This is a genomic window from Streptomyces sp. NPDC039465 (assembly GCF_055639315.1).
Genome location: NZ_JBVKAP010000014.1, coordinates 86401 through 107835, shown reverse-complemented (window position 1 = coordinate 107835; position 21435 = coordinate 86401). Strand labels below are relative to the sequence as shown.

Below are 21435 nucleotides of genomic sequence, written 5' to 3'. Positions count from 1 at the left end.
CCGACGATCCGGCAGGCCTCCCGGCTGCTTACCCCCTGCTCCATGAGCCGGAAGTATTCCGCCCGCTCACGGTCGAGCTTCTTCCGTCCCTGAGCCGTACGGATATTGCGGATCTCGAAGGCCATCGCGTCCCCGAAGGCCGGGTGTTGCGACGACCGTTAGAACCCAAGCCTACGGGCGGGAGGGGGCCTTCATCATGCCCGGGCACCTCCACGCGATCACCACCGCGGTCGACCTCCCCTCTTGGGCGGTGCGGGGGCGCTTTCGTCGTTGGTGAGGGTCTGCACCGCTGGGGTGCCGGGGCGCCCTGGGGCCGGGCCCAGCGGATTCACCCGCCCGTACGGCGCTGAGCAAGGAGCAGGGCGAGCGGGCCGCCGGGGAGGAGGAAGCGACCGTGCTCCGCTGCCTTGATGGCGTCCTCCATCGGCCACCACGTGAGCTTGAAATCCTCTTCGCCCTCGGCCAGCTGCTGGGGTCCAAGCGTGATGCCTTCGGCGAGGAAGAGGGTCATGCGCGCAGGTGAGGTGAGGGTCATGGCATAGGTGCCCAGCGCAGTCCAGGCGTCGGCGGCGATTCCGGCCTCTTCGCGCAGCTCCCGACGGGCGCCTTCCAGCGGCGTTTCGCCGGGGTCGAGGCGTCCGCCGGGAAGGAACAGTTCACCGTGCCGAGCGGTCCGGCTCGTGAGGACGGCTACGAGTCCTTGGCTGTCGCGGGCGACGATGACGGCCGCGTCACGCTGTTCGGGAAGGGTCTCCATGCGCCCGGAGGGTACTCCCCGGGCCGGCGGTGAATGCGGCGAACGGCACGTTCATCACCGTGGAGTGGGCGATTCCGCGCCCGTGGTAGCACTCTTCCCCGAAGGCGTCGCCGTGGTCGGCGCACATGATGACCAACCACGTGTGGGACGCGGTGAGTTCGTCCAGGAGGCGTCCAAGGTGCTCGTCCGCGTACGTGAGCGCGGCGGCCTGCGACTGCCAGGTGTCGGCGGAGTCGCCCAGGTAGTGGCCGTGGGGGACGTGCGTGGCCGAGACGTTGACGAACAGGAACAGCGGCCGGTCCCCGTGGCCGTCGGCGAGGGTCAGTGCGTGCTCGACCTGGTGGCGGGTGGAGTCCGGTTCCGGAGAGCAGAACTCCGGCCGCCAGTGGTCCTCGTCGAACATGGCGGGCAGAACGGAGCCGAGCGGGGTCTCGCGGGAGAAGTAGGTGACCCCGCCGACGCAGATGGTTCGGTAGCCGTAGTGTCCGAGGCCGGCGAGGAGGCTCGGGGCGTCGAAGACGAACGTCTCGGGGTCGACGGCCTTGAAGGCCGGCGGTCGGCACTCCCAGATGCGGGGCGGTTGCTCCGGCTGGGGCAGCTTGGGCAGGAAGCCGGAGAAGAAGGCCATGTGCGCGGGGAGGGTGAAGGTGCCCGGGGTGCGGCGCTCCTCCCAGACGCCGCCGGGCAGGTACCCGGCGAGTCGGGGGGTGTCTCCGGCGTGCGCGCAGGCGCGGGCGACGTCGTAGCGGAGTGAGTCCAGGGGGACGAACAGGATCGGCGTGCCGGACTCGATCAGGTCGCGGGCGTTGATCACGAGGCGGCTCCGTGCGGGAAGCGGCGAGTGATGGTTCCCCGGCACTGCTCGTTGACGGGGATGGGGACGCGGTCGGCGTCGATCATGCTGCGGATGTAGGCGAGGCCGGTGGCTTCCGTGACGGGACTTCCGTCGGCGGCGTACAGGCGGATCGTGATGGTGGTGCCACCGTCGTCGTCGGTGGCGTACAGGTAGGCCCCGGGCACGTTGCCCAGCTCGCGCATGGCGGCCTTGAGGGTGGTCTCGTTGCTGGGGCCGCAGTCGGTGGCGTGGCACGCGTAGTGCTGGGCGTTGATCGCGCCGCGCGCCAGTCGACGCCGGAACTCGGCGACGGCGCGGTGTCCGTCGTCGGCGACGGCCAGGGCGTGCGTGCGGGTGAGGACGACGAAGCACGCGCCCACCCACCAGGCGACGCCCTCGTGGATCTGGCCGGGAAACCTGCCGCTGCCCCTGTCGTCACCGATGACAGCCGCGGTGTCGATGGGGTTAAGCACGGCGCTCCTTGATGTGGGCAGTGATCAGGTCGGCGAGGTCGTCAGGGCTGTGGTGGTCGGTGTCCAGCTGGACGGCCGTCGGGTCGCCGGTCGCGGCGGCGGCGAAGTTCACGCGCAGCAGGTCGAGCCGGCCGGGCACGCCGAACAACTCGTCGTCGTCCTGCTTGACGTCGTCCTTGGTGCCCATGCGCCTGCGGAGCGCCCCATCCGAGACGGTCAGGTAGAAGGTGGCGGTGGGGACGGCCAGGTACGAGCGGAAGGGGTCGACGACCCCGGCGACCTGGTCCATCGGTGTGCCGGTGATGGCGGAGTGGCAGGCGACGACGGAGGACAGATAGCGGTCGGCGATCACCGGCCGCTCGTCGAGCCGGCCCCGGATCTCGTCGGAGGCGTGCAGGAGCCCGGACAGCAGGAATGCGAGCTGCGGCAGCGGGCGGAGCTGGGCCGTGACGGTGGGCAGAAGCGGGCTGTGGGGGTCGGGCGGGGTGTGGATGTGCCAGCCGCCCATCCGGTTCGCGAGGAGCCGGGACAGAGTCGACTTTCCGACCCCTGAGACGCCCTCCAGGACGATGAAGGGGTGTGCGGCGGAGCGGCCGGTCGCGGCTGGCGCGTACGTACCCCGCAGGCCGGTCACAGCAGGCGCTCGGTGAAGGCGGTGACGTGCTGGGCGATGGCGGGCGCCACCGAGGCTGGGGACTCGACCAGGGGGAGGAGGTTCAGACGCAGGTCCTCCCGCAGGAGGCAGGGCTGGAGTCCGCCCGCGTGGTCCAGGCGCAGGGACCAGAAGCCTTCGACGCAGGTGGGCTTGAGTGGGCAGTTGCCGCACTGGCCGACGTGGTGCCTGCCCAGGTCTCGGTGGATGACGTCGATCTCGACCCCATCCACACGGAACACGCTGCGGCCCTGGCCGACCCCGGCTACCTCGATCCGTTCATCGCTGGTGAGGGTGCGCAGGTGCTTGATGATCGTCTCCGCGCCGATGGCGGAGGAGGTGCGGCCCGCGTTGAATCCGGTTTCGACTAGCTCGATGAACTGCACTGGCATGCGGCGGTCCAGGGCGAAGTCGAGGATGCGCGTTAGCTCGTGCTCGTTCTCCTTCTGCATGAGCGTGTTGATTTCGACCTGGTCGCAGATGTCGCGGGCCGCTTCGATGCCGTCGAGCACGGTCATGATGCCTTTGCGGGTCCCGGCGATGACGCGGAACGTCTCGTCGGAGAAGTAGTGCAAGGAGACCTTCATCCGGTCCAGCGCGGCCTCAGCGAGCCAGTCCTGATGGGTACGCACGAGCGTCCCGTTCGTGATCAGGGTGTAGCTGACGCCGGGACGGCGGACGGGCAGGGAGGTGAGGACCGGCCGAGCGTGCGGGGAGATCAGCGGCTCGCCCCCGGTGAAGTAGACGCGAGTCAGGCCCGCCTCGATCACCTCGCGCTTGATCGCGGTGAAGTGGTCGGAGCACAGCCCGGCCGCCCGCGGCTGCATGTGCCGGTGGGCTCGGGTACACGGCGGCGGCACGTCCCCCTCGTTGTGGCAGAACCAGCACGCGATGTTGCACTTCGGGGTGAGGGAAACGCGGAACTGACCGCCGAGCTTGGCGAAGTTGTGCAGGGCGGTCCAGTCGACCACCGGTGAAGCGGGTGCCATGGTGCTCCTCTCGATCACTTGCGAGCGGTGTGCAGCTCTGATCGGAGTTCGGCAGGGGAGCGGAGCCCTACACGCGCAGCGCAGTACGCCGCGAGTCGTGGAAAATCAGCACATCGCGCTTGCACCACGCGAGTAGGACGTTCCCGCCGCCCTTGACGTGCGGAACGCTCCGCACGAGACCTACGTGGAAGACGTCCCGAGCGTGCACAGGCTTCGTGCACACGATCACGGCCGGGATGCCTCCCATGTACGGTGCCGTCGGCGCGTGGCAGCGTCGGGCCCACTGCACCTGATCCGGCTTGAGCCACGCCATGGACCCACAAACCCGCCCCGGCAGCGCCAGATGCCTCACTGGTTCGTCACCACCGCAGCGGCCAGAAACAGGCCCACTCCCGCGGAGACCGTGAAGACGAAAAGAACAACCGCGAACCGCGCCGCTCGGCCGTACACCCGCCGGGCCGACCCACGGCCGCGAAGGGCCGCCATCTGCGCCGCATACGCGACCAATTCGGGAGCCGCCTCCTGTACGGCGGCCGACCACGCTGACGCCTCGCGCTCCCCCAGCATCCACGCCCACTGCTCTTCCAGCTCCGCGCGCTCCTCCGCCGTGAACTGGAAGACATCTTCCGGCTTCACAGCCGGTCTCGACTTCGCGCGTTGACGTGCCGGACGCCGAGGCTGACGCGCTCCTCATCCGTGGGCCTGGCCAGGTCCGAACGCTCGACGTCCCACTCGATACCGCCGCCGACCGGCCGGACTTGGACCTTGCCCCACTCTCGCCCGACGACCTTGCCCACCCTGCCCGTAGACACCTGCTTGACCAGGTCACCCGGCATCGGCACCCACCCGGCGCCGTCGCCTCTCTCCGGGGTGCTCACGTCGCCATCGCCACCTTTCGATCAGCACTCCGGCGGTGTGGGTGCTGCCGGATCGTCTCGTTCGCGTTGTAGAGGCTCACCGGGCTGCCGAGCGGCCGGACCGCCTGCCGGTGCTGTGCCGCGGCCCCGCAGACCCCGCACCCCGGCACCGGCACCGGCACAAGATCCGGCGTACGCAGCACGGGGGCCGCTCCGGTCTCACCGCTGGCCATCGCGCAGGCCCTCCAACCCGGCCGCGACGGCCCGCAGGATCGCCGGGGTGGCCCTGACCGTTGCCCGGACCGGCGCCGCGTCGGCCGGCACCCACTCCGGCAGCGGGGCGTCCTCACGCCCCAGCCGGTGGAACTCCCGCCGGGTGATCGCCGCGTTCACCTCGTTGGCGCGCCGAACGCGCCGCGGCAGGTCCCTCTCCATGTCGCCACACCCTTCCGGTCAGGCACTGCACTCCGGGGAAGCAGCGGGCCGCAGGCGCGACGTGGGGACGGCCTGCGGCCCGCTGCATGGGGGACGCCGCCTCTCTGGGCGGCTGCAACTAGTCAACGCCGCAAGCCCCACCCCGAACAGGGCATTCCACTAGGCAGGTTGTAGGCACACTGAAGGCAAATCGCCGCTACGCTTTCGGCGCCCAGCTCGACCAGGGGACGGCGGGATGAAGGCGAACGAGGTTCTTCGTAGACACAGACGCGCGCGCCGATGGACACAGGCCGCGACCGCAGAGCACGTATGCGCTCAAGTCCTGGGCGCCACCGGACGCGACCCAGAACTCGACGCAAACTGGATCTCCCGCCTAGAGCGGGGAGCAATTACCTGGCCCTCAGCCGACTACAGGGCGGCCCTCTGCGCCGTGTTTCAGGTGGCCAGCGAGGCAGACCTCGGCCTGCACCCAAAAGGGGCCCTCAACCACCGGGAAGAACCCGATCCGCCGACTTCACCGGCCGCAGCAGAATGGCTCCCGTCCGACACGGACCTGTCGGCCCGGCTCGCCCGGCACGCTGCGGAAACCAACGTCAGCGCCCTCGTGCTTGAGCAGTTCGACGCCGACGTGGAACGTCTCGCCCAAGACTTCGTCAGCCGGCCTCTGTCTCTCCTCGTACCGGAGATCCGCACCGTCCGAGCCGAAGTCTCCCGATTACTAGAAGGCCGCCAGCACCCCAGCCAAACGCGCCATCTGTACGTGGTTGCAGGCTGGCTATGCGGCCTCGCAGCACACGTATCCCTCGACCTGGGCAACCAACCCGCCGCAGCGACCCATGCCCGCACCGTGGTGCAGTGCGCCGAGATCGCGGAACACGCGGAGCTGCGCGCCTGGGCACGGTCCTTCCAGTCGCTCGCCGCGTACTGGAGAGGCGACTACCGCCGAGCCGTAGAGCTGGCCCAAGCCGGACAGAAGGAAGGTCGAGGGCCCGGCAGGGGAACGATCAGGGCCCGGCTTCTGAGCCTGGAGGCGCGCGCCCGCGCAGCTGGAGGCGACGGCCGTACCGCGCTGCGCTCCCTCGCCCTCGCGCATGAGGCACAAACGGCCGCCGAGCCCGATGCACTGCCCGGAGTCTTCTCGTTCCCGGAAGCCAAGCAGTGGGCGTACACCGGCACGACACTGCTGACCGTTGGGGGCTCCGAGCAGATCCAGCGCTCGATCGCCGCCTCCAACCGCGCGGTCGAGCTGTACCACTCCGGGCCGGAGGGCGACCGTTCACCGGGCGATCTGCACGCCGCGCACCTAGACCTTGCCACGGCCTACCTGGCGAGCGGAGAGATCGAGGGAGCCAGTGCGAAACTCTCCGCTGTTCTCGGCGCCACGGCGCACACCGCCAGCATCACCATCAGGCTTCGCAATCTGGCCGCGCTCCTTGCCAGTGAGCCGTACCGTGAGGCACAGCCAGCGGTCGATCTCCGCGCTCACATCCATGAGGTGACCCGCCGGCCCGCTCTCGCCAGCACTCCCCCGGAGCCATGATGTCGACTCACCATGCAAATGATCGTCTGGTCACCGACCGCCGCCTCCTGTCTACGAAGGCGTATGGCACTGGCCAGCACCTGGCCGCTCGTCAATCCCTGTATCGGTGGCAGACGCCTCGCCACGATCTTCCGGGCATCGTCGTGAACGAGCTAGCTGGCACAGGCGGCGCGGTCGCCGACGTCGGTTGTGGGAACGGTCGGTTCGTCGCCCGGGTGAGGGAGGAGCGGCCCGACTTGGCGGTGATCCCGATGGACGTCTCTCCGGGCATTCTTGGCGGCATCCCCGGAGCTATGGTCGCGGACGTTCAGCGGCTCCCCATCGCCGATGGGTCCCTCGGCGCGGTCCTCGCGCTGCACATGCTCTACCACGTGGAGGACCAGGAGCAGGCCGTACAGGAGATGGGTCGCGTGCTGGCCCGCGACGGCGTCGCCATCGTGTCCACGAACAGCCGGACCGACAAGCAGGAACTCGAAGCCCTATGGCGCCAGGCTGCGGGCGACGTGCTCGGCGTGGAGGAAGGACCGGCCCGGGTACAGCTCTCCGCGCGCTTCACCTTGGAGGACGCCCCGGCGGTCCTCGGCACGGTATTCGGCGACATCCGAACGATTCCCCTCCCGGGGGTCATCAAGGTCACCGATGCCGACCCCATCGTCGCTCACCTGGCCTCGTACGAAGCTTGGGCAGACAAGATGGGCGTTCCCTTCCGGCGAACCATCGAGCGGGCACGAGAACGGGTCAACGAAGCCATTGAGGCGACGGGAGCGTTCACCGTCACGTGCTTGGGGGGCATCCTCGTTTGCCGAGACGCCCACCAGTAGGAAACCCCCAGACGGAGGTGCCCCTGGTCCAGGCATCGGGACACTGTTTCCGCGGGTCCGGACCCGAGTGCCCCGGGGCTGGTGTCGAACGAACCCCCGACACTGCCCAGCTACGTGGAAGACGGCGTACTCAAGATATTGCGCCGCCTCTGACTGCCCCGGCCGGTGTCCTCCCCGCGCAGGCGGGGGTGTTCCGATGTCCGGCCTCGTCGAGTGCTGCCCAGCGGTGTTTTTACAAAGACCTCGCACGGTCGGAGGTGTTGTAGGGGTCACCACGGCGCCGACCGGACCACACACGTCCTGCCCTGGGCTGGACAACGCCGCCCCGGGCCCGTCAGAGATCCAGAACCTCTAATTGCTAACGAATTAGAGGTGTCGTCGTGGCGGTCAGGCTTGCCCTCCGCCTCTGACCAGGCACGACACTCAAGATCACAAAAGAGGGGTTCCCACTCCCGGCCCCACCTACGGTGCAACCCCGGATGCACCTCTAGGTGCAACCGTCCAGCCTCCATCCGGCGCAACAGCCCTGTGGCCACATCTACATGAGCTTGCCCGCGCCAGCGGCGCATCGGGCACTCGGCCGCTCGGGACGAGGTCGGGCCTGGTGGCGGGAGGGCAACAAGGACAGGGCGCAGCCATCGAGGCCGCAGTTGGGGGCGGCCTGGCGGCTTCCCCGCTCGATGGCCAGCTGCAGGCGCGCTGGCTACCGCGGCTCGGCAGCGACGAGCCATCCGACGGCCGCCGCACTGTCGCGGGTTGCACGCGCGGAGTAGCCATGCCCATTACCCCGCAGGGGGCATTGGCGAGGCGCAGAGCCCGCAGGTTCGCCAGCTGCCGCCCCCGGCGATCCTCCGCCAGGCGCGGGCAAGCCTCATCAGCACGCCTGTCGCAGCCTGGGCAAGCCGGACACTCCTGCGGGCAAGCCCTGGCGCAGCGGCCTGAGCAAGCCGCCGCGCATCGTGGGTGAACCCGGTGCTTGAACTGGTCTGTCCCGGATAGCGGGCCGCGTACGGCCCGAAGCGGAGATTCCAGAGGGAGGTGTCGCCATGGACCACGAGCAGACCGATCACGTGGGCGCTGGCTCCCTGACTCTGTACCTGCGGTATCCCGTGGACGTGGCGAGATGTATTGGGCGCTGGAGCGGCCCGGGTACGCCGAATCGCGCTGGGCTGAAGGCAGCCGGTTGACACGGCCGCCGTCACCAAACAGCTCGTTCTCGACCTGGGCCCGGGAACGCCGAGCTGCGGGAGCAGCACGGTGGGCGAGCAATTAGGCTAAAGCTTGTCCCGTAACACCTGACCGCAGTTGAGAATTCTTCGGCATGCCTGCTTCCACGACCTGCTCCTCGAAGCTGAGGTTCTGCAGGTAGTGGCGGCTGTGGTTGGGCAGAGGGCGGATGCGGATCAGCTCAGGGCTCGAACGAGTCCTTCGTGCTGGGCCTCCGAGGGCGTTTGACACCGCTGCACGCCAAGAGCTCGGTCCCGGTGGCGTCGAAGTACAGATTGAAGAACCAGAGACGGTCTGCTGCGTCGATGGTCCCGGTACGCAGTTGCTCGCCGCGGTGCCGTGCGAGGATCTCAACGGTCTCGTCGAGGCCGATGATCTCTTGCAGGCCGCGCTTCAACGATCGTCTCAACCTGGTTGTGGCGATGCCGGCGACCATCCACTGGGGCACCTCCTCGTCCCAGACCTTTACGTCGGCGCCGGCGGCGATGGCCTCGCGTGCTGGCTTACACGCGCTCGTCTGGTCGGTGAGCATCGCGGTGATGTCGGGGTGCCATATGTGCTCGTCTTCGGTGGCCATGCGGTGACTGTAGAGACTGAACGTGGGCGCTGTTGGCAAGATCCTCACGATCGCCGACGGCGGCTACCCGGGCACCGGACTCGTCATCCCACACCGCCGCCAGCGCGGCCAGGCCGAACTCCCGGCCTGGAAAGAGGAACACAACAAGTCCCACAAGCAGGTCCGCGCCCGCGTCGAACACGTCTTCGCCCGCATGAAGACCTGGAAAATCCTCCGCGACTGCCGCCTCAAGGGCGACGGCGTCCACGAGGCCATGCTCGGCATCGCCCGGATGCACAACCTCGCCCTTGCCGGATAGATCAGAGGGCCGTGCGGCGGCCAACCCTGCCCGAGCCGATCCGGAGATCATTTACGGGACACCCCTTAGCCGTTGCTGAAGGGCGAGCGATAGTCGATTACGCGGCTGGGTCGCCCCTTGCGGCCAGCAACGCGCACTGCCGGCGGGGCCTATGAGGCGAACAGGAACGCGGGATCTCGTCAACCGTTCCCGAGCTATCTCAAGAACAGTCGGGACCTATAGGCGCTGGAACGCGACACCGCGCCGCCGCGACCGCCCTCGCCGCCAACTGCCCGTACCCGGAGCCGACCTTGGGCAGTTCCTCGACTGGATCAGCCAGCTCACCACCGCCGAGATCACCAGCCTCACCGACCCCGACACCGCCCGCCTCCTCATCCGCAGCACCGAACGCCCAAGCCCCCGCACCGCCCAGGCCGCGATCCTCAGCGCCAGCGGGACCTTCGTCTGCCCCCTGCGCGGCGTCCGCCATAGCGGCAACGGTGCCTACCTCGCGCCGTTGCCCGCCGGAACCCCCCTCAACCTCGTCCGCGACCCCAGCAACGAGGACGACCCGAACGCCATCCAGGTCCAGCATCGGGGCGTCTTCCTCGGATGGATCGCCCGGGAAATCGCCCGCTCACCCTCGCCCCTCGCCCCTCGCCGACGCCCCTGCACCCCACGTCTACACACGTCTGAGCACCGACGCCCGAGCCCCCGGCCCCGCGCTCCGGCTCGCCGGCTGACGCCCCCCTCGACGAGCGAAGGCTCCGCACCCTTGGTGCGGAGCCTCTTCTCGTTGTCCTGGAGGTGTATGCACCCAGGTTGCATACACCTCCAGGACGCCGGGATGCACTGGCCCGCAGAACCGTTGTGCCGCCCCGAAGCCGCCGGCTGGCCCGAGCTGCCGGTAGCACTAGGTGAACCGGCTTGTTCTGGAGCAGCAGAACAAACGGCAGCGGCCCCGGAGGGACTGCTGCATCCATCGCTGCCCGGGTTAGGGCGCCATTGCTACCCGTGCAGCACCCGTGTGCCACCTGGACTGTGCGAATACTGCGCTGCACTCCTCACCGGACGTGCAACAGACGCCTTGAACCCTTCACTGTCTTGTCTCACCGGACCCTGCGAAGTCCGGGCATGGGTTGCGAGGGATCTTGCGAGGTCTGCCGGTAGACCGGAAAAGTCATGTTGCCGACTTCTGGCATCGTGTCGGTTCTTGACGTCAGACGGGCCATGTTCCGAGTGCGCGGGCGAGCTGCTCGTGCTGTTCCCGAGTGATGCCTTGGGCGAGCCTCAGGTCATGTCGCGGGCTGCGGGGGTCATCGCTGTAGAGGATGCCGCCGAAGGGCTGCTCATCGGAGAGCGACCAGGAGGTCGGGTCCCACAGCCGATGGTCCACCAGGATCTCCGCCATGCGCTCGGCCTTGTCCGCCAGAACGCCGACCTGGACCAGCGCCTCGGCGATTGCGTCGATCGCCGGTGTCGGCGCCCTGGCGTATATGCGCTCGTACAGCGTCTCCTGGTCGCTCATCGCGGGCAGCAGGAGCAGCAGTCGGGCGTGCCGGTCATGGATTCCGGGGGACTCGTGGTCCGGGGTCTCGGCGATGTGCAGCAGTTCCCGCCACGAAAGGCCGGGGCCCGCCTGGGGGCCGTCGACGGTCGCGAGGCGGCCGTGTCGTTCCCAGTCGGGGTGGGTGATGAGGTAGTGCGTGCCCTGCTCGTCGGAACCGTTCACCACCACCGCGGTGTGCCCACCACCGAACGGGATCCGGAACACGGGCCGGTTGTCCTCGTCCGTCAGCGCCTCGGACATGGCGAAGGCATCGGCCGAGTCCGCGCCGAACCACTCCGGGGTCGGCGGAGGCTCCCACACGCACACCTCCGGGTAGCACATCCACATGAGGTATGCGGCCCAGAAACCCCGGCGGGAGACCAGTTCCTCCCCGGCCACCAGCGAGTCATCGTCAAATCCGTTGATCTTCACCAGGTAAGACTGCCAGCACCCACTGACACGCCGTGGTCGGACACATGATCCTTCCCGGCGCTGTGCAGCCGTCTGCGGCGCTCTGACGCACTCCTGCCCCCCCGACGATCAAGGCCCTGAAAGGCGCTCACAGCAGCGTACAGCGCTTCGAGCGGCGGTGAAGCGCCGTGCTCCCTCGGCAACTGGCACGTAGTTGTAGATGGCGTTGCGGGAGACCCCGAGGAGCTTCGCGATCAAGGTAACGGTGTTATCCGGAGCGAAAGGTAGGCCGGTCGTGTTTTCCGGCGTGGGGGCCAGGCGGGGAAGATTCCGTGATGCACGATGGGGCCGTGGCTGACCGCACCACCATCCCTGCGTGGGCGCCATATCACTGTGGGAACGGAGGAGATCCGTCCAGCAGCCCGGACCGGGTCGGCTGCCGGGGAATCTGTATCCCTAACCACAACCGGTGCCTGGCCCACCTCGACTCAGACGACCTCACGGCCTACCTCGCCAGCCTGGGGCCTCGCGCGCACCTTGACCTCCGCGGAACAGCCTTCAGCGAAACGCTCCTCATCACGCTCCTACGAGCCCTCCGCGACCCCCACACCGGCCGTTACGAGCTCGGCACTGTTCGCTTTGACGACGCGAAATTCACCGGCACTGCTCGCTTTGACGAGGTGACATTCACCAGCGCCGCATCCTTCTACGGGGCAGAATTCTTCGGCGATGCCCGGTTCGAAGTGACGACTTTCACGGGCGACACCAACTTCGCGGCGGCGAGGTTCCACCGTGACGCCTCCTTCACCGGGGCGACGTTCACCAGCAACGCCTCTTTCCCCGCTGCGACGTTCGCGCGGTTCACCGGCCCCACCCGGATCGAGGGCGGGGTGGGGTTCTTCCACGCCGCCCGGTTCGAGGGGGTAACGTTCACCGGCCGCCAGACTTGGTTCAGCGCGGTGACCTTCGACCGCGAGGCGTGGTTCACTGAAGCGAAATTCACCGGTGACGTCACCTTCGCGCGGGCGACGTTCACCGGCGACGCCCGGTTCAGAAGGACAAGGTTTGCGGGGCAGGATTTCGGTCCATTGGTGGCGTCCGAGGGGGCCATTCTTCTCGATGATGCGGTGTTCGAAAGTCCAGTGACGATCGAGATCGCAGCGCCTAAAGTGCACTGCTTACGGACACGGTGGCAGTCGAAGGCCGTCCTACACTTGCGGTACGCCACCGTAGACCTCAGCGATGCGGTTCTGTCCTCCGCTGTCACCGTTACCACCCGTTCCGAGCCCTTTGCCGACGCCATCGGGACGCTGGACGAGAGTTCGTTGGCGGGTACGGATCCCAAGGTGCGGGTGGCCTCGGTCAGCGGTGTGGACGCCAAACACTTGGTCCTGACCGACACCGACTTGAGCGAGTGCCGGTTTTTCGGCGCTGTCAACTTGGATGAGCTCCGCATCGAAGGCCGCACCGCCTTTGCCAGCACCCCAGTGAGCCTCCGCCAACTTGAAGTCGCAGGTCAAAAGGCTGGTGTGACCGATCCTCGGGGTACTCGTGCTGGTCATGGGCGGGAGTCCGCGGAGAAGATCATCCGTCAGCGGTTGATTTCGAGGTTCGTCAGGACGAGCAGAGCACGCAGAAGTCGGGTGGCGCGGGCGGGATCGGTGCGGAGCTTGGTGAGGATCCGCCAGTTCTTGAGGTGGGCGAAGCCGTGCTCGACCGGTGCCCGTCCGATCGCGAGGACGCGGTTGGCCTCCTTCTCGCCTCGAGTGAGCTTGTGGGTACGAGTGGCGATGTAGCCGGTGGCGACCACGGGGTCGAGGATGTCGTTGTCCAGGCCGCGGAAGCCAAGGTCGGCCAGTGCCCCGAGACCGGCGGCGCGCAGGTGGGCCAGGATGTGGTCGTGGCGGGCGGCGGTGTTGTCGTGGGTGCGGCCGGGCCGGGCGGCGGATATCCAGATCAGTCGGCCCTTCTCGTCGGTCAGGGCGAGGAAGTGCAGGCCATGGCTGCGGTGCTTGCCGGAGTAGTTCCGCCGGTCGGCCCTGCCGGTGCGGCGTCTGGTGCGAATGAGGGTGCCGTCGATCAGGACCACCTCCCCGCCCTGCCTGGCGACCTTCTTCAGGGCGCGGTCCAGGCGCGGCGCCTGGGCGGCGAGCAGCCCGATCAGCTCGTCGCGCCAGCGGCGGACGGTGGACTCGGACACATTGTTGCCGCCGGCCATGTCGGCCAGGCGCTGGTCGTGCCGCAGCACGGCCAGGACGATCACCGCGATCTTCCCGGGCGGCAGGATCCGCCACCTGGACCGGATCGCCTTCAGGCGCCGCCTGAACAGGTCGGCGAGGTGGTTGACGGTGCGCGTGGACAGCGGCAGACGGCACTGGTAGACAAGCGGGCAGGTGTCCTCGGCGCGCTCTTCGGTATTCGTCACACAATTCCAACGGCCGCCGGGGACGCCCCGGTTACGCCCGTGCCGAGGAGCTCCGAGTGGCAGTGCTCCCGGTCACAGACGGGTGGTGAACCGGCCGTCGGGCAATTTCCGGAGCCAGCCGCGATCGACAAGCCTCACCAGCTTGCTGCGTAGCGGTTCCAGCTTGGACCGCACGCTGACGTCCACCCCCACCACCTCGCCGACCTCACGGGCCATGACCGGTCCGGCGGCCTGCCGCACAGCGGCGATGATGCGCTGGTAGTCCCACGGCAGCGCGTCCTCCTCCACTCCCGGCTCGCGGTGCGGGATCAGCATCACCGCCCGGCCGGCCACTTGCCCCGGCATCGGTCGGGCTGAGGAACGTTCCTCGGCGAGCTGCCCAGTCATCCGTTCAAGGACGCGTTCGGCGACGGCGAGTTCGTCCCGCTCGGCCCGCACTTCCGCCAGCTGTTTGACCAGCTGCTCTTCGAGTTCGTCCAGTTCCGCGCGCCGCGCGGTGATCCGTTCCAGCAGCTCGGGATCCAGCATGCACCGGATCGTAGAAGGCTGCCGGACTACGGCGAGCAAGAACCGGACAGTTAAGCTACCTGCCTCTGCTGACGACCGCTTGCTCAGGGCTCGATCGCTACGAATGTCGGTTCTGGTCGGGCCGACCATGCGCCAGACGCTGAGCTTCGGCCGTGACCTCGGCATCGAGCTGGGCCAACGTCCTGTTCCCGTACTCGACGATGTCGTACTCGTCATCAAGCTCAGCAAGGCGCTCGGCCAGGGGTAGCTGGTGGCCGAACCGCTGGTGGATGCGCATAGCAAGCTCTCGCGGCGTCAGCCGGCCCGCCAGCATCTGGTGCGCGAGCGCCCGCACGGCAGCGTCCTGCCCGGCCTCGCTGTCGCGCGGGTAGAACACAAGGTCCAGCTCGTCGAGTACGACGGGAAGCAGGTCGGGAACGTCGTACTCCGCCTCGGCACGTGTGTATCCGGCCAGAATGCGCAGTGCCGGGCTGTCTAGTCCGGCAACGAGTGCCGCGCAGGCAACCTCGACGACATCGTGAGCATGGGCCTCTCCGATACTCCAGAGAACAGCGAGGTCTTGCAGGTCATCGGTTGCGGCTTCGATCGGCGACACCTACGCATGATCCCCTGCACGAGATGGTCCCGTCGACCGCCTTTCGACTCAGGCGCCGACCGCGCTGACGGACGATCTACTACTCAGACAGTCGCCCGTGACCAGCACGAGTGCCACGAGAACCGGTCACACCAGCCCTTTGACCTGCGACTTCAAGTTGGCGGAGGCTCACTGCCGCGCAGCCCCCCGCATCGGCCACGTCCTCCAGCGCTGCCAGCAGTGTGGCCATGCGGCCGTTGACCACGGTGGGATCGGTTGTGCGTCGCACGGGCCGGATCTCCATCTCGAGCGCGCGTCCCTCCTCGCTGACGACCGGCGATGCGGGCTTTGTGACCGAGCCGTCCGCGGCTGCATAGATCCAGCCGGGGTAGGCGGGAGCGGGCAGTTCACGCCTGGCTGCACTCGGGCCTGCTCCGGAGAGGTAGGCGTGCATCATGCCCTTGGCCATGGTCCCGGTGAGTGTCGCTGACAGCAGCACCACGGGCACCCCTAAAGCTCCGAGCCATTCCAGCAATCGGAGCATGAGGGCGTGCGTATAGGCGTCGTAGGAGTGGGCCTCGTCGATGATCACTGTTTTCCCCGCAAGCCCGAATTGGCGCAGTGCGTTCCGCTTGAGCGGCAGTACCCCCATGAGGGCCTGGTCGATCGTGCCGACAGCCAGGGGTGCGAGAATTCCCCGCCCACGGGTACGCAGCCATCGGCCGGCTTCGACCGAGACACCTGAAGCGCGAAGGCCGTCGGGGGTGTGGTCGGAGAGCACGCGCGGCTCTACCGCGCCGGACTCCTGCGCTGAAGCGGTAGCGTCAGCGTAGGGGGTGTAGAGGTCTGCCGCGCCGTGCAGGAGGGTCAGCTCAGAGGACGCGAGCAGATTCCTGCGGGCGAACTCCGCCAGGCGCCCGTACATCTGGTTGGCCGTTGCCTGTGTGGGCAGAGCGAAGAACACCCCGCTGGACCCACAGGCCGCTCCCATCACCGACGCCGCATAGAGAGCGGTCTCCGTCTTGCCCTCTCCGGTAGGAGCGGTGACGAGGAGAATTCCTGGTCCGGCAGGCCGCGCCGCCGCGAGCCCGGCCTCGACGCTGAGCTGCAGTGGGTGCGGCCTGTCGATTGCGGGAAACAGGTCACGAAACCCGCCTTCCTTGAATGCGACGGCACCCAGGCCGGCTTCATCGAGCAGCTTCGGCGCCAGGTGTTCCATCCGGTGCGCCTGCGCTTTGAGGCCCGGCAGTGCGAAGAGGCCTCCACCACCCGCGGCGGCTTTCTGCTGGCCGACGATGACGTGTTCCTGGCTGGCGATCCAGTCGGACACGATCACCATGCCCGCGATCACCACCGCTTCCGTCACCGCAAGCGCACGCGATTGGGGAACTGGCGGACAGCCGAGGACCCCGTACAGGGCCTGCACGTGCTCCTTCCGTTGCTCCGCCCACTCCCCCGCGCCCAGTTCGGGACACCTCTCCAACGGATTACGCAGATCTTGGGGCTCGTTGTCCCGCGGATAGCGCCCATGGTGCCCTCCAAGGACCTGGGCGACCTGCGTCAGCAGCAACGAGGCCGGACGGCCCGACTTCGGATAGCCGAGCGCGGCCAGCAGAGAGGGCAATGCCGCATGCGAGGCGTACTCGTGCCACAACGGCGCCGTCCTGCTGTCCGCGTCGCGATCATGCGCGTACTTCACTTCCCCGAGGAAACCGCAATGAGCAGCCCGCGCTTTGAGGATCATGTCCTGGAACTGCGGCGTGATCTTGCCCAGATCATGCAGGCCGGCCCAGAACATCACCGTCGCTCGCGCATCCGCCTCACTCAACCCCAAGCCCTCGGCCAGGCGTGCCCCTGCCCCCTGGGCAGCACACCGTCCCACACTGCCCCGCACACGAACGCCGTGTCCACCAGATGCCCCATGACCGCGTAAGGCTCAACTAACCCGCCAGATTTACCCTGAATACGCGCATCAACCACAGGCGACCTCCTCAACGAAAAGCAGACCGCCGAAGTCCACCACACGGCACTGACAACGACCGGTCACACCAAGCAGAGCAGCCACCAAATCCTCTCCCCCAGCGGCACAAACGCTCTGACACAATGCAGGCATGACAGACAGACCAGCCACAGGCAAAGAAACGGCAAAGAGCGCCTGAAACCCCAGGTCAGGAAGAGTCTTCCCCGCGCAGGCGGGGGTGTTCCGTCGCCGTTGATCAGGGCCACCAGGGCCTGAACGTCTTCCCCGCGCAGGCGAGGGTGTTCCGGTCTTCATGGAGTGCTACCCACAGTGGGCATCGTGGTCCCCGCGCAGGCGGGGGTGATCCGCTCCTCACACGCCTTGGTACAGCGACACCCACAGCCGTTTGCAGATCAAGGGCCCCTCGGCCTTGATGAACTCGCGGGCGTCGTCGGGCCGGTTCGTGATCAGCGTGGGCGGGAGGGTGAAGCCGCTCGCCGCCGCGGCGGCGAGCCCGGCCGGCTTGTGCTCGGCGTCGCAGATGCGGCCCCGGTGGTTCACGTACTGACAGTCGGGCAGCGAGGTGAGCACCCCGCCGAGCCCGTAGCGAGCCTGTGTGATAGCGAATCGTGCGTCTCACGACGACGCCGTGCGCATCGAGGTAGCGGCCGGTCTGCGTGACGAGGTCGAACTCGACCCGCACGTAATCGGGCGCCGGGGCGGTCGGGTAGGGCGCGAAGCGCTTCGCCCCAAAGGGAAGCGGCGTGATGGTCCCCTGCGGCAGCGGCGACCCGGTGGGGAATCGGTCGGCGTGAACGAGCACGGTGTTCCTCTCCGTTGATGGTGGAACGGGCATGTGCTGTGGTCCGCCGGTCGCAGCTGGGCGGCAACCTACGGCTGCGACCGGGGTCTAGGTGGGGGCCCGGGTCGCGCCCACCAAAATTCGACCGCTGTACCAGCGGCTCGCGATGTAGGCGGCAACCGTCGTCTTCGGCGCCGCGGACGGCAGCGGGTCGAGCCCGACAGCGACGACCACCTGTGCCCCCGAGCGGACGAACTTCGCCCAGTCGCCGCCAATCGGGATGCTCATGTCGAACGCGCAGCCATCGAGCGACACGACCAGTTGCCTTGGTGCATGTGTAGGCGGCGGTGCAGGCTCGGGACGACCGCGCCGGGGTCTGGCGTCGACAGCCGCAGCGCTGCGGCGAGTCCGCGCATCCGTGCCTCCATGCTGGCAGAGCTGTCCGAACTGAGCTCGGGCGGGTGCGCGAGCAGTACGTACGCCGTTGCTGGCGTCGTGCGGTCGACCCAGTGAACCGGCTTGAGACGTCGCAGTAGTGTCTCGTTCAGCTCGATGGTCAGGTGCGGTCCGTTCAACATGCGCGGGTCTCCGTTCTTGAGATAGGGGCCGTCTTGAACTCGCTCCACACCGTCTTGCCGGGCGTCACGCTGGTGTCGATGCCCCAGTCGTCGGCCGGTTCCTGGACGAGCAGCAGCCCGCGGCCGCCGTGTTCCTCGGCGGTCGGCCGCCGCACGTACGGCACGTGTTCCCCGCTGTCGCGCACCTCGATTCGCAGACCTCGCTCGCTTGCGCGCAGCTCGACGAGGAACCCGCCTTCGTCGACGTGCTGGACTGCGTTGGTCGCGAGCTCGGAGACGCACAGCAGCACGTCGTCGGCGCGGTCCGCGAAGTGCCAGCCGGCGAGGGTCTTGCGGACCCATGCGCGGGCGCACGGGACAGCAGCGTCGTGGTGGGGGAAGCGTTTCGTCGCGGTGCCTGTCATGGCTCGCCGCCCGTCTCTTCCGGTGTGCCGTCAGTGCTCGGGATGGGCTTGCCGGGCATGGCGAGCAGGAAGGCGCGCCGCTGTGCCGTGCCGTTCTCGTCGCCGCGCGAGCCGAGCTCGTACCCCCACTCAGTCACGTACGCCTCGCCCTCCGCACATACGGTCTCGGACAACGTACGGTTGAGCGGGTTTGTCACGCTTATCGACTGATCGTCCGCAAATTCTACGGACAGGCCGCAGTCGACGAGTTGGTCGGCCAGAATGACCGGTGGTGCGGTCTTCGCGTCCATGCATCGATCTCACCGCAGCCCGGCCCGAGCTGGGATCTGACAACCTATGACACGGAGTTGATCTTGCGAACGGTCACCATTACGGGGACACGCTCGACCGGCCACCGCGAGGCAGCCTCGTACGCCGAACTCTTCGCGGCATACCTCGGACCCTTCGCCACAGCAGAGGCGCACTTCTACATCGGCGGCGCGAAAGGCATCGACAGCCTGTCGCTGCTGTGGCTCGCTGGGAACTCACACTCGAAGATCACCGTCGTCGCCCCTGGGACCGTCGAGCAGCAACCGGCCGAGGCCCGACAGGCGATCAGCCGCTGCCGCCACCGGATCGACGAGGTGGTCGAGTTGCGAGCCGAAGAGGTACGCACGCCGGCCTACTACGCCCGCAATCGATGGATGGTGGACCGGAGCGACATAGTCATTGGCTTCCCCCTCGACGGCCCGCCGGGGACATCTGGAACGTGGCAGACGATTAACCATGCTGCCGAGCACGGGAAACCTCGACTTATCGTGCCCGTATGACACCGATCGCAGGCATCATGTGCACATGAGCGCGCACCTAAAGAGCGCCGGGGCCGTGACGTTGAAACGGCTGCGCCAGTCTCGCGGTTGGTCGCTCGCCGACACGGCACGGGCAATTATCGACGCGGCAACCCGACTCGGGCAGCCCCTCGACAGCACAGCCGCAAGCGTGCAGCGCACGGTCGCTCGGTGGGAGTCGTTGACCGCGCCTCTCCTGCCGAGCGAGCGCTACCAACTGCTGCTCATGCACGCTTACGCCCGCACATCCGATGAGCAGTACCAACTCGGGCCCGGCAGCGACGCCGCCGCTCCTCGACGCGCTCGCACACCTCGGCGAGAGCGAGCGGCGCCTCGCCGAGCTGCGTGCACTGCTCGTGCGCACTGCCACGGACAGCGGCGCCGGGCTGCTCGCGCTGCTCGGACCCACAACACAACACGCCATGACAGCGGCACTGACCGACCCCGAGCACGTCGACGAGCCGCTGATCGCCGCTATGAACAGCGCCGTCGCAGACGTCAACGCGCAAGTGGGCAGTGTGCCGTTCGTACGGCTGCAGTTGCTACTCGCCCCCGTCGTCGAGTCGGGCCGCCGATTGCTCGCTGCAAAGGTCCCATGCCCCGTCGACCCGGGTCTGCGCAGCGTAGCCGCGAGGGCGTACACGCTGGCAGGTCGCATGGCGTTCGAGACGCGTGACGACTCGGCCGCAAGAGGCTTGTATGCCGAGGCCGCCACGGCAGCGGGGAGCCTCGTCCCATGGCAGCGAGCCGTCGTGCACATCAGTCAGGCCCTGGTCACCCTGTACTCGCCCCAGGGGCTCGACGGTGCCCGGCCCCTTGTTGACGCCGCTGTACGCGACGCTCGTGCTGGCGACAGCCTCATCGTGCGCGCCCGTGCGCATGCCCTGCAGGCGGAAATCGCCGCCCGGGCTGGATCGGAGCGCCACGCACAAGCCGCTCTCTCCCTCGCCGCGTACGACCTTGATGCCCCACGTGACGGCGATCCTTCGGCGAGCAGCTTCACCCCCGGACACCTACGCGGCTTTGAGGGCATATGCGAGCTGCACGTCGGCGACCCGGTCAAGGCGCTCGACGTCTTTGCCGGGTCAGCCGCCGCACTCACTGCTCCGCGTGAACAAGTACAGCGAGCAATCGTCACCACCGATCAGGCACTCGCGCGCATTCGGCTCGACGATCCGCGCGCTGCTGCCGAGCTTCTACACGACTGCGTCAACGCCGCGTCCAGCACGGGCAGCCGGGTTGCGATGCTGCGTCTTCGGCAGGCGCGTCGTGAGCTCCGGCCTTGGCGAAGCGAGTCGTTCGTCGCCGACCTCGACGATCATCTGCTCGACGCAATCTGATCCCGGAACCGCAGAAAGCGCCCCTGCCCGGCCGTGAGGCCAAACAGGGGCGCAGTTGCTGGACGCCGCGATGGAGGCTGCAGGCCTTTGGCCGGGCGAGGCCGACTTGGTCCGCCCGGCCGCCGCCGCGCGCCCACGGGACTGGTTCACGCCGGCGACTGGGTGTGGTCCGGGGAGGCGTGGGCCGCGGTGGACCGCAGCGAACCGCCTGAGGAGTGGGGGGCGGGCGGTGTACGGCGGCCCTACGACTCCACCGTCACTCAGATCATCGACGGTCTGCCCATCTCGAGCCTCTCATTCCATCGGTCGTCGCCCACATGCTCGACTCCCGCATGCTCGACGCAGGCCACCGCATACTGGAGCTGGGTACCAAAGCCGACTGGAACGCCAGGCTGTTGGAAGCCCGAGCCGGGGCAGGCATGGTAACGAGCGTGGAGGTCGATGCCTGCCTCGGGCCGCCGCCCGGCAGCGCCTGCCCACAGCGGGCGCCATGGCGAAAGCGGGGGCTCCGTTCGACCGGTGATCGCCACCTATGCCATGGACACAGTGCCTTGGGCCTGGATGGAACAGACTCGCCCCGGAGGCCGGATCGTCACC

General features: G+C 68.0%; 21 protein-coding genes and 6 pseudogenes. 7 read left to right on the top strand and 20 right to left on the bottom strand.

Annotation, left to right across the window (positions count from 1 at the left end; all coding sequences use genetic code 11):
• From ACZ7LT_RS32575 to ACZ7LT_RS32535, 9 genes and pseudogenes are all read right to left on the bottom strand, one after another.
• Positions 1–125 (bottom strand): annotated as a pseudogene (locus ACZ7LT_RS32575) (IS30 family transposase); the annotation flags it as partial.
• Positions 126–328: 203 nt separating this feature from the next.
• Complete coding sequence (locus ACZ7LT_RS32570; RefSeq protein ID WP_471239704.1) at positions 329–757, bottom strand: NUDIX hydrolase; 429 nt, start codon at positions 755–757, stop codon at positions 329–331.
• A complete protein-coding gene (locus ACZ7LT_RS32565; RefSeq protein ID WP_471239703.1) occupies positions 732–1571 on the bottom strand; it encodes an STM4013/SEN3800 family hydrolase in 840 nt (279 codons plus the stop codon). The genes ACZ7LT_RS32570 and ACZ7LT_RS32565 overlap by 26 nt, the downstream gene beginning before the upstream one ends.
• On the bottom strand, positions 1568–2065 hold the full coding sequence (locus ACZ7LT_RS32560) for a hypothetical protein (protein ID WP_471239702.1): 498 nt from the start codon (positions 2063–2065) through the stop codon (positions 1568–1570). Before ACZ7LT_RS32560 ends, ACZ7LT_RS32565 begins: the two co-directional genes overlap by 4 nt.
• Complete coding sequence (locus tag ACZ7LT_RS32555) at positions 2058–2699, bottom strand: thymidylate kinase (protein WP_471239701.1); 642 nt, start codon at positions 2697–2699, stop codon at positions 2058–2060. The genes ACZ7LT_RS32560 and ACZ7LT_RS32555 overlap by 8 nt, the downstream gene beginning before the upstream one ends.
• A complete protein-coding gene (locus ACZ7LT_RS32550) occupies positions 2696–3706 on the bottom strand; it encodes a radical SAM protein (RefSeq protein ID WP_471239700.1) in 1011 nt (336 codons plus the stop codon). The genes ACZ7LT_RS32555 and ACZ7LT_RS32550 overlap by 4 nt, the downstream gene beginning before the upstream one ends.
• A gap of 348 nt (positions 3707–4054) precedes the next feature.
• Positions 4055–4342 carry a hypothetical protein gene (locus ACZ7LT_RS32545; protein WP_471239699.1) on the bottom strand — a complete coding sequence of 96 codons (288 nt, stop codon included), beginning with the start codon at positions 4340–4342 and terminating at the stop codon, positions 4055–4057.
• Positions 4339–4584, bottom strand: a complete 246-nt coding sequence (locus ACZ7LT_RS32540; RefSeq protein WP_471239698.1) for a hypothetical protein — start codon at positions 4582–4584, stop codon at positions 4339–4341. Before ACZ7LT_RS32540 ends, ACZ7LT_RS32545 begins: the two co-directional genes overlap by 4 nt.
• Before the next feature lie 198 nt (positions 4585–4782).
• The gene (locus ACZ7LT_RS32535; protein ID WP_471239697.1) at positions 4783–4998 is read right to left on the bottom strand and encodes a hypothetical protein; all 216 of its coding nucleotides are present in this window, start codon (positions 4996–4998) and stop codon (positions 4783–4785) included.
• Between the two features lie 439 nt (positions 4999–5437).
• Between ACZ7LT_RS32535 and ACZ7LT_RS32530 the strand changes: the two genes are divergently transcribed.
• Both ACZ7LT_RS32530 and ACZ7LT_RS32525 read left to right on the top strand, forming a co-directional pair.
• The gene (locus tag ACZ7LT_RS32530) at positions 5438–6538 is read left to right on the top strand and encodes an XRE family transcriptional regulator (protein WP_471239696.1); all 1101 of its coding nucleotides are present in this window, start codon (positions 5438–5440) and stop codon (positions 6536–6538) included.
• Positions 6538–7359: a class I SAM-dependent methyltransferase gene (locus ACZ7LT_RS32525; RefSeq protein ID WP_471239695.1), complete on the top strand. Its 822-nt coding sequence runs from the start codon at positions 6538–6540 to the stop codon at positions 7357–7359. Before ACZ7LT_RS32530 ends, ACZ7LT_RS32525 begins: the two co-directional genes overlap by 1 nt.
• 1408 nt (positions 7360–8767) lie before the next feature.
• On the opposite strand, the gene ACZ7LT_RS32520 is transcribed toward ACZ7LT_RS32525, so the two are convergent.
• Positions 8768–9163 (bottom strand): hypothetical protein, encoded by a 396-nt coding sequence (locus ACZ7LT_RS32520; RefSeq protein ID WP_471239694.1) that lies wholly within the window; start codon positions 9161–9163, stop codon positions 8768–8770.
• A gap of 28 nt (positions 9164–9191) precedes the next feature.
• Here ACZ7LT_RS32520 and ACZ7LT_RS32515 point away from each other — a divergent pair.
• A pseudogene (locus ACZ7LT_RS32515) lies at positions 9192–9461 on the top strand (transposase); the annotation flags it as partial.
• Positions 9462–9612: 151 nt separating this feature from the next.
• Positions 9613–10035, top strand: a pseudogene (locus ACZ7LT_RS32510) (hypothetical protein); the annotation flags it as partial.
• A 624-nt stretch (positions 10036–10659) separates the two neighbouring features.
• Here the strand turns inward: ACZ7LT_RS32510 and ACZ7LT_RS32505 are convergent.
• Entirely contained in the window at positions 10660–11421 is a 762-nt protein-coding gene (locus ACZ7LT_RS32505; RefSeq protein WP_471239693.1) for a hypothetical protein, read from the bottom strand.
• A gap of 314 nt (positions 11422–11735) precedes the next feature.
• Here ACZ7LT_RS32505 and ACZ7LT_RS32500 point away from each other — a divergent pair.
• A pseudogene (locus ACZ7LT_RS32500) lies at positions 11736–12416 on the top strand (pentapeptide repeat-containing protein); the annotation flags it as partial.
• Between the two features lie 575 nt (positions 12417–12991).
• On the opposite strand, the gene ACZ7LT_RS32495 reads toward ACZ7LT_RS32500, so the two are convergent.
• The 9 genes and pseudogenes from ACZ7LT_RS32495 to ACZ7LT_RS32455 all read right to left on the bottom strand — a co-directional run bounded on the left by ACZ7LT_RS32495 (position 12992) and on the right by ACZ7LT_RS32455 (position 18961).
• Positions 12992–13825 carry a transposase family protein gene (locus ACZ7LT_RS32495; protein ID WP_471239692.1) on the bottom strand — a complete coding sequence of 278 codons (834 nt, stop codon included), beginning with the start codon at positions 13823–13825 and terminating at the stop codon, positions 12992–12994.
• A 72-nt stretch (positions 13826–13897) separates the two neighbouring features.
• On the bottom strand, positions 13898–14353 hold the full coding sequence (locus ACZ7LT_RS32490; protein ID WP_245235374.1) for a hypothetical protein: 456 nt from the start codon (positions 14351–14353) through the stop codon (positions 13898–13900).
• Positions 14354–14450: 97 nt separating this feature from the next.
• Positions 14451–14948 carry a hypothetical protein gene (locus ACZ7LT_RS32485; RefSeq protein WP_471239691.1) on the bottom strand — a complete coding sequence of 166 codons (498 nt, stop codon included), beginning with the start codon at positions 14946–14948 and terminating at the stop codon, positions 14451–14453.
• A 79-nt stretch (positions 14949–15027) separates the two neighbouring features.
• The gene (locus ACZ7LT_RS32480; protein WP_471239690.1) at positions 15028–16755 is read right to left on the bottom strand and encodes a CRISPR-associated endonuclease Cas3''; all 1728 of its coding nucleotides are present in this window, start codon (positions 16753–16755) and stop codon (positions 15028–15030) included.
• A gap of 516 nt (positions 16756–17271) precedes the next feature.
• Positions 17272–17523 (bottom strand): annotated as a pseudogene (locus tag ACZ7LT_RS32475) (ATP-grasp ribosomal peptide maturase); the annotation flags it as partial.
• A gap of 55 nt (positions 17524–17578) precedes the next feature.
• Positions 17579–17743, bottom strand: a pseudogene (locus ACZ7LT_RS32470) (hypothetical protein); the annotation flags it as partial.
• A 54-nt stretch (positions 17744–17797) separates the two neighbouring features.
• The gene (locus ACZ7LT_RS32465; RefSeq protein WP_471239689.1) at positions 17798–18004 is read right to left on the bottom strand and encodes a hypothetical protein; all 207 of its coding nucleotides are present in this window, start codon (positions 18002–18004) and stop codon (positions 17798–17800) included.
• Between the two features lie 256 nt (positions 18005–18260).
• Positions 18261–18671, bottom strand: coding sequence for an ATP-binding protein (locus tag ACZ7LT_RS32460; protein ID WP_471239688.1), 411 nt, complete (start codon positions 18669–18671; stop codon positions 18261–18263).
• Positions 18668–18961: a hypothetical protein gene (locus ACZ7LT_RS32455; RefSeq protein ID WP_471239687.1), complete on the bottom strand. Its 294-nt coding sequence runs from the start codon at positions 18959–18961 to the stop codon at positions 18668–18670. Before ACZ7LT_RS32455 ends, ACZ7LT_RS32460 begins: the two co-directional genes overlap by 4 nt.
• Before the next feature lie 60 nt (positions 18962–19021).
• Here ACZ7LT_RS32455 and ACZ7LT_RS32450 point away from each other — a divergent pair, with 60 nt between their 5' ends.
• Together ACZ7LT_RS32450 and ACZ7LT_RS32445 are read left to right on the top strand one after the other, a co-directional pair.
• Positions 19022–19480, top strand: coding sequence for a DNA-processing protein DprA (locus tag ACZ7LT_RS32450; RefSeq protein WP_471239707.1), 459 nt, complete (start codon positions 19022–19024; stop codon positions 19478–19480).
• A gap of 269 nt (positions 19481–19749) precedes the next feature.
• Positions 19750–20838, top strand: a complete 1089-nt coding sequence (locus ACZ7LT_RS32445; protein WP_471239686.1) for a hypothetical protein — start codon at positions 19750–19752, stop codon at positions 20836–20838.
• Positions 20839–21435: the final 597 nt, after the last annotated feature.

Excerpts from the sequence above, each read along its gene's own strand:
- ACZ7LT_RS32570 (WP_471239704.1), bottom strand. The coding sequence starts at position 757 with ATGGAGACCCTTCCCGAACAGCGTGACGCGGCCGTCATCGTCGCCCGC.
- ACZ7LT_RS32550 (WP_471239700.1), bottom strand. The coding sequence starts at position 3,706 with ATGGCACCCGCTTCACCGGTGGTCGACTGGACCGCCCTGCACAACTTC.
- ACZ7LT_RS32535 (WP_471239697.1), bottom strand. The coding sequence starts at position 4,998 with ATGGAGAGGGACCTGCCGCGGCGCGTTCGGCGCGCCAACGAGGTGAAC.
- ACZ7LT_RS32525 (WP_471239695.1), top strand. The coding sequence starts at position 6,538 with ATGTCGACTCACCATGCAAATGATCGTCTGGTCACCGACCGCCGCCTC.
- ACZ7LT_RS32520 (WP_471239694.1), bottom strand. The coding sequence starts at position 9,163 with ATGGCCACCGAAGACGAGCACATATGGCACCCCGACATCACCGCGATG.
- ACZ7LT_RS32490 (WP_245235374.1), bottom strand. The coding sequence starts at position 14,353 with ATGCTGGATCCCGAGCTGCTGGAACGGATCACCGCGCGGCGCGCGGAA.
- ACZ7LT_RS32460 (WP_471239688.1), bottom strand. The coding sequence starts at position 18,671 with ATGACAGGCACCGCGACGAAACGCTTCCCCCACCACGACGCTGCTGTC.
- ACZ7LT_RS32455 (WP_471239687.1), bottom strand. The coding sequence starts at position 18,961 with ATGGACGCGAAGACCGCACCACCGGTCATTCTGGCCGACCAACTCGTC.
- ACZ7LT_RS32445 (WP_471239686.1), top strand. The coding sequence starts at position 19,750 with ATGAGCAGTACCAACTCGGGCCCGGCAGCGACGCCGCCGCTCCTCGAC.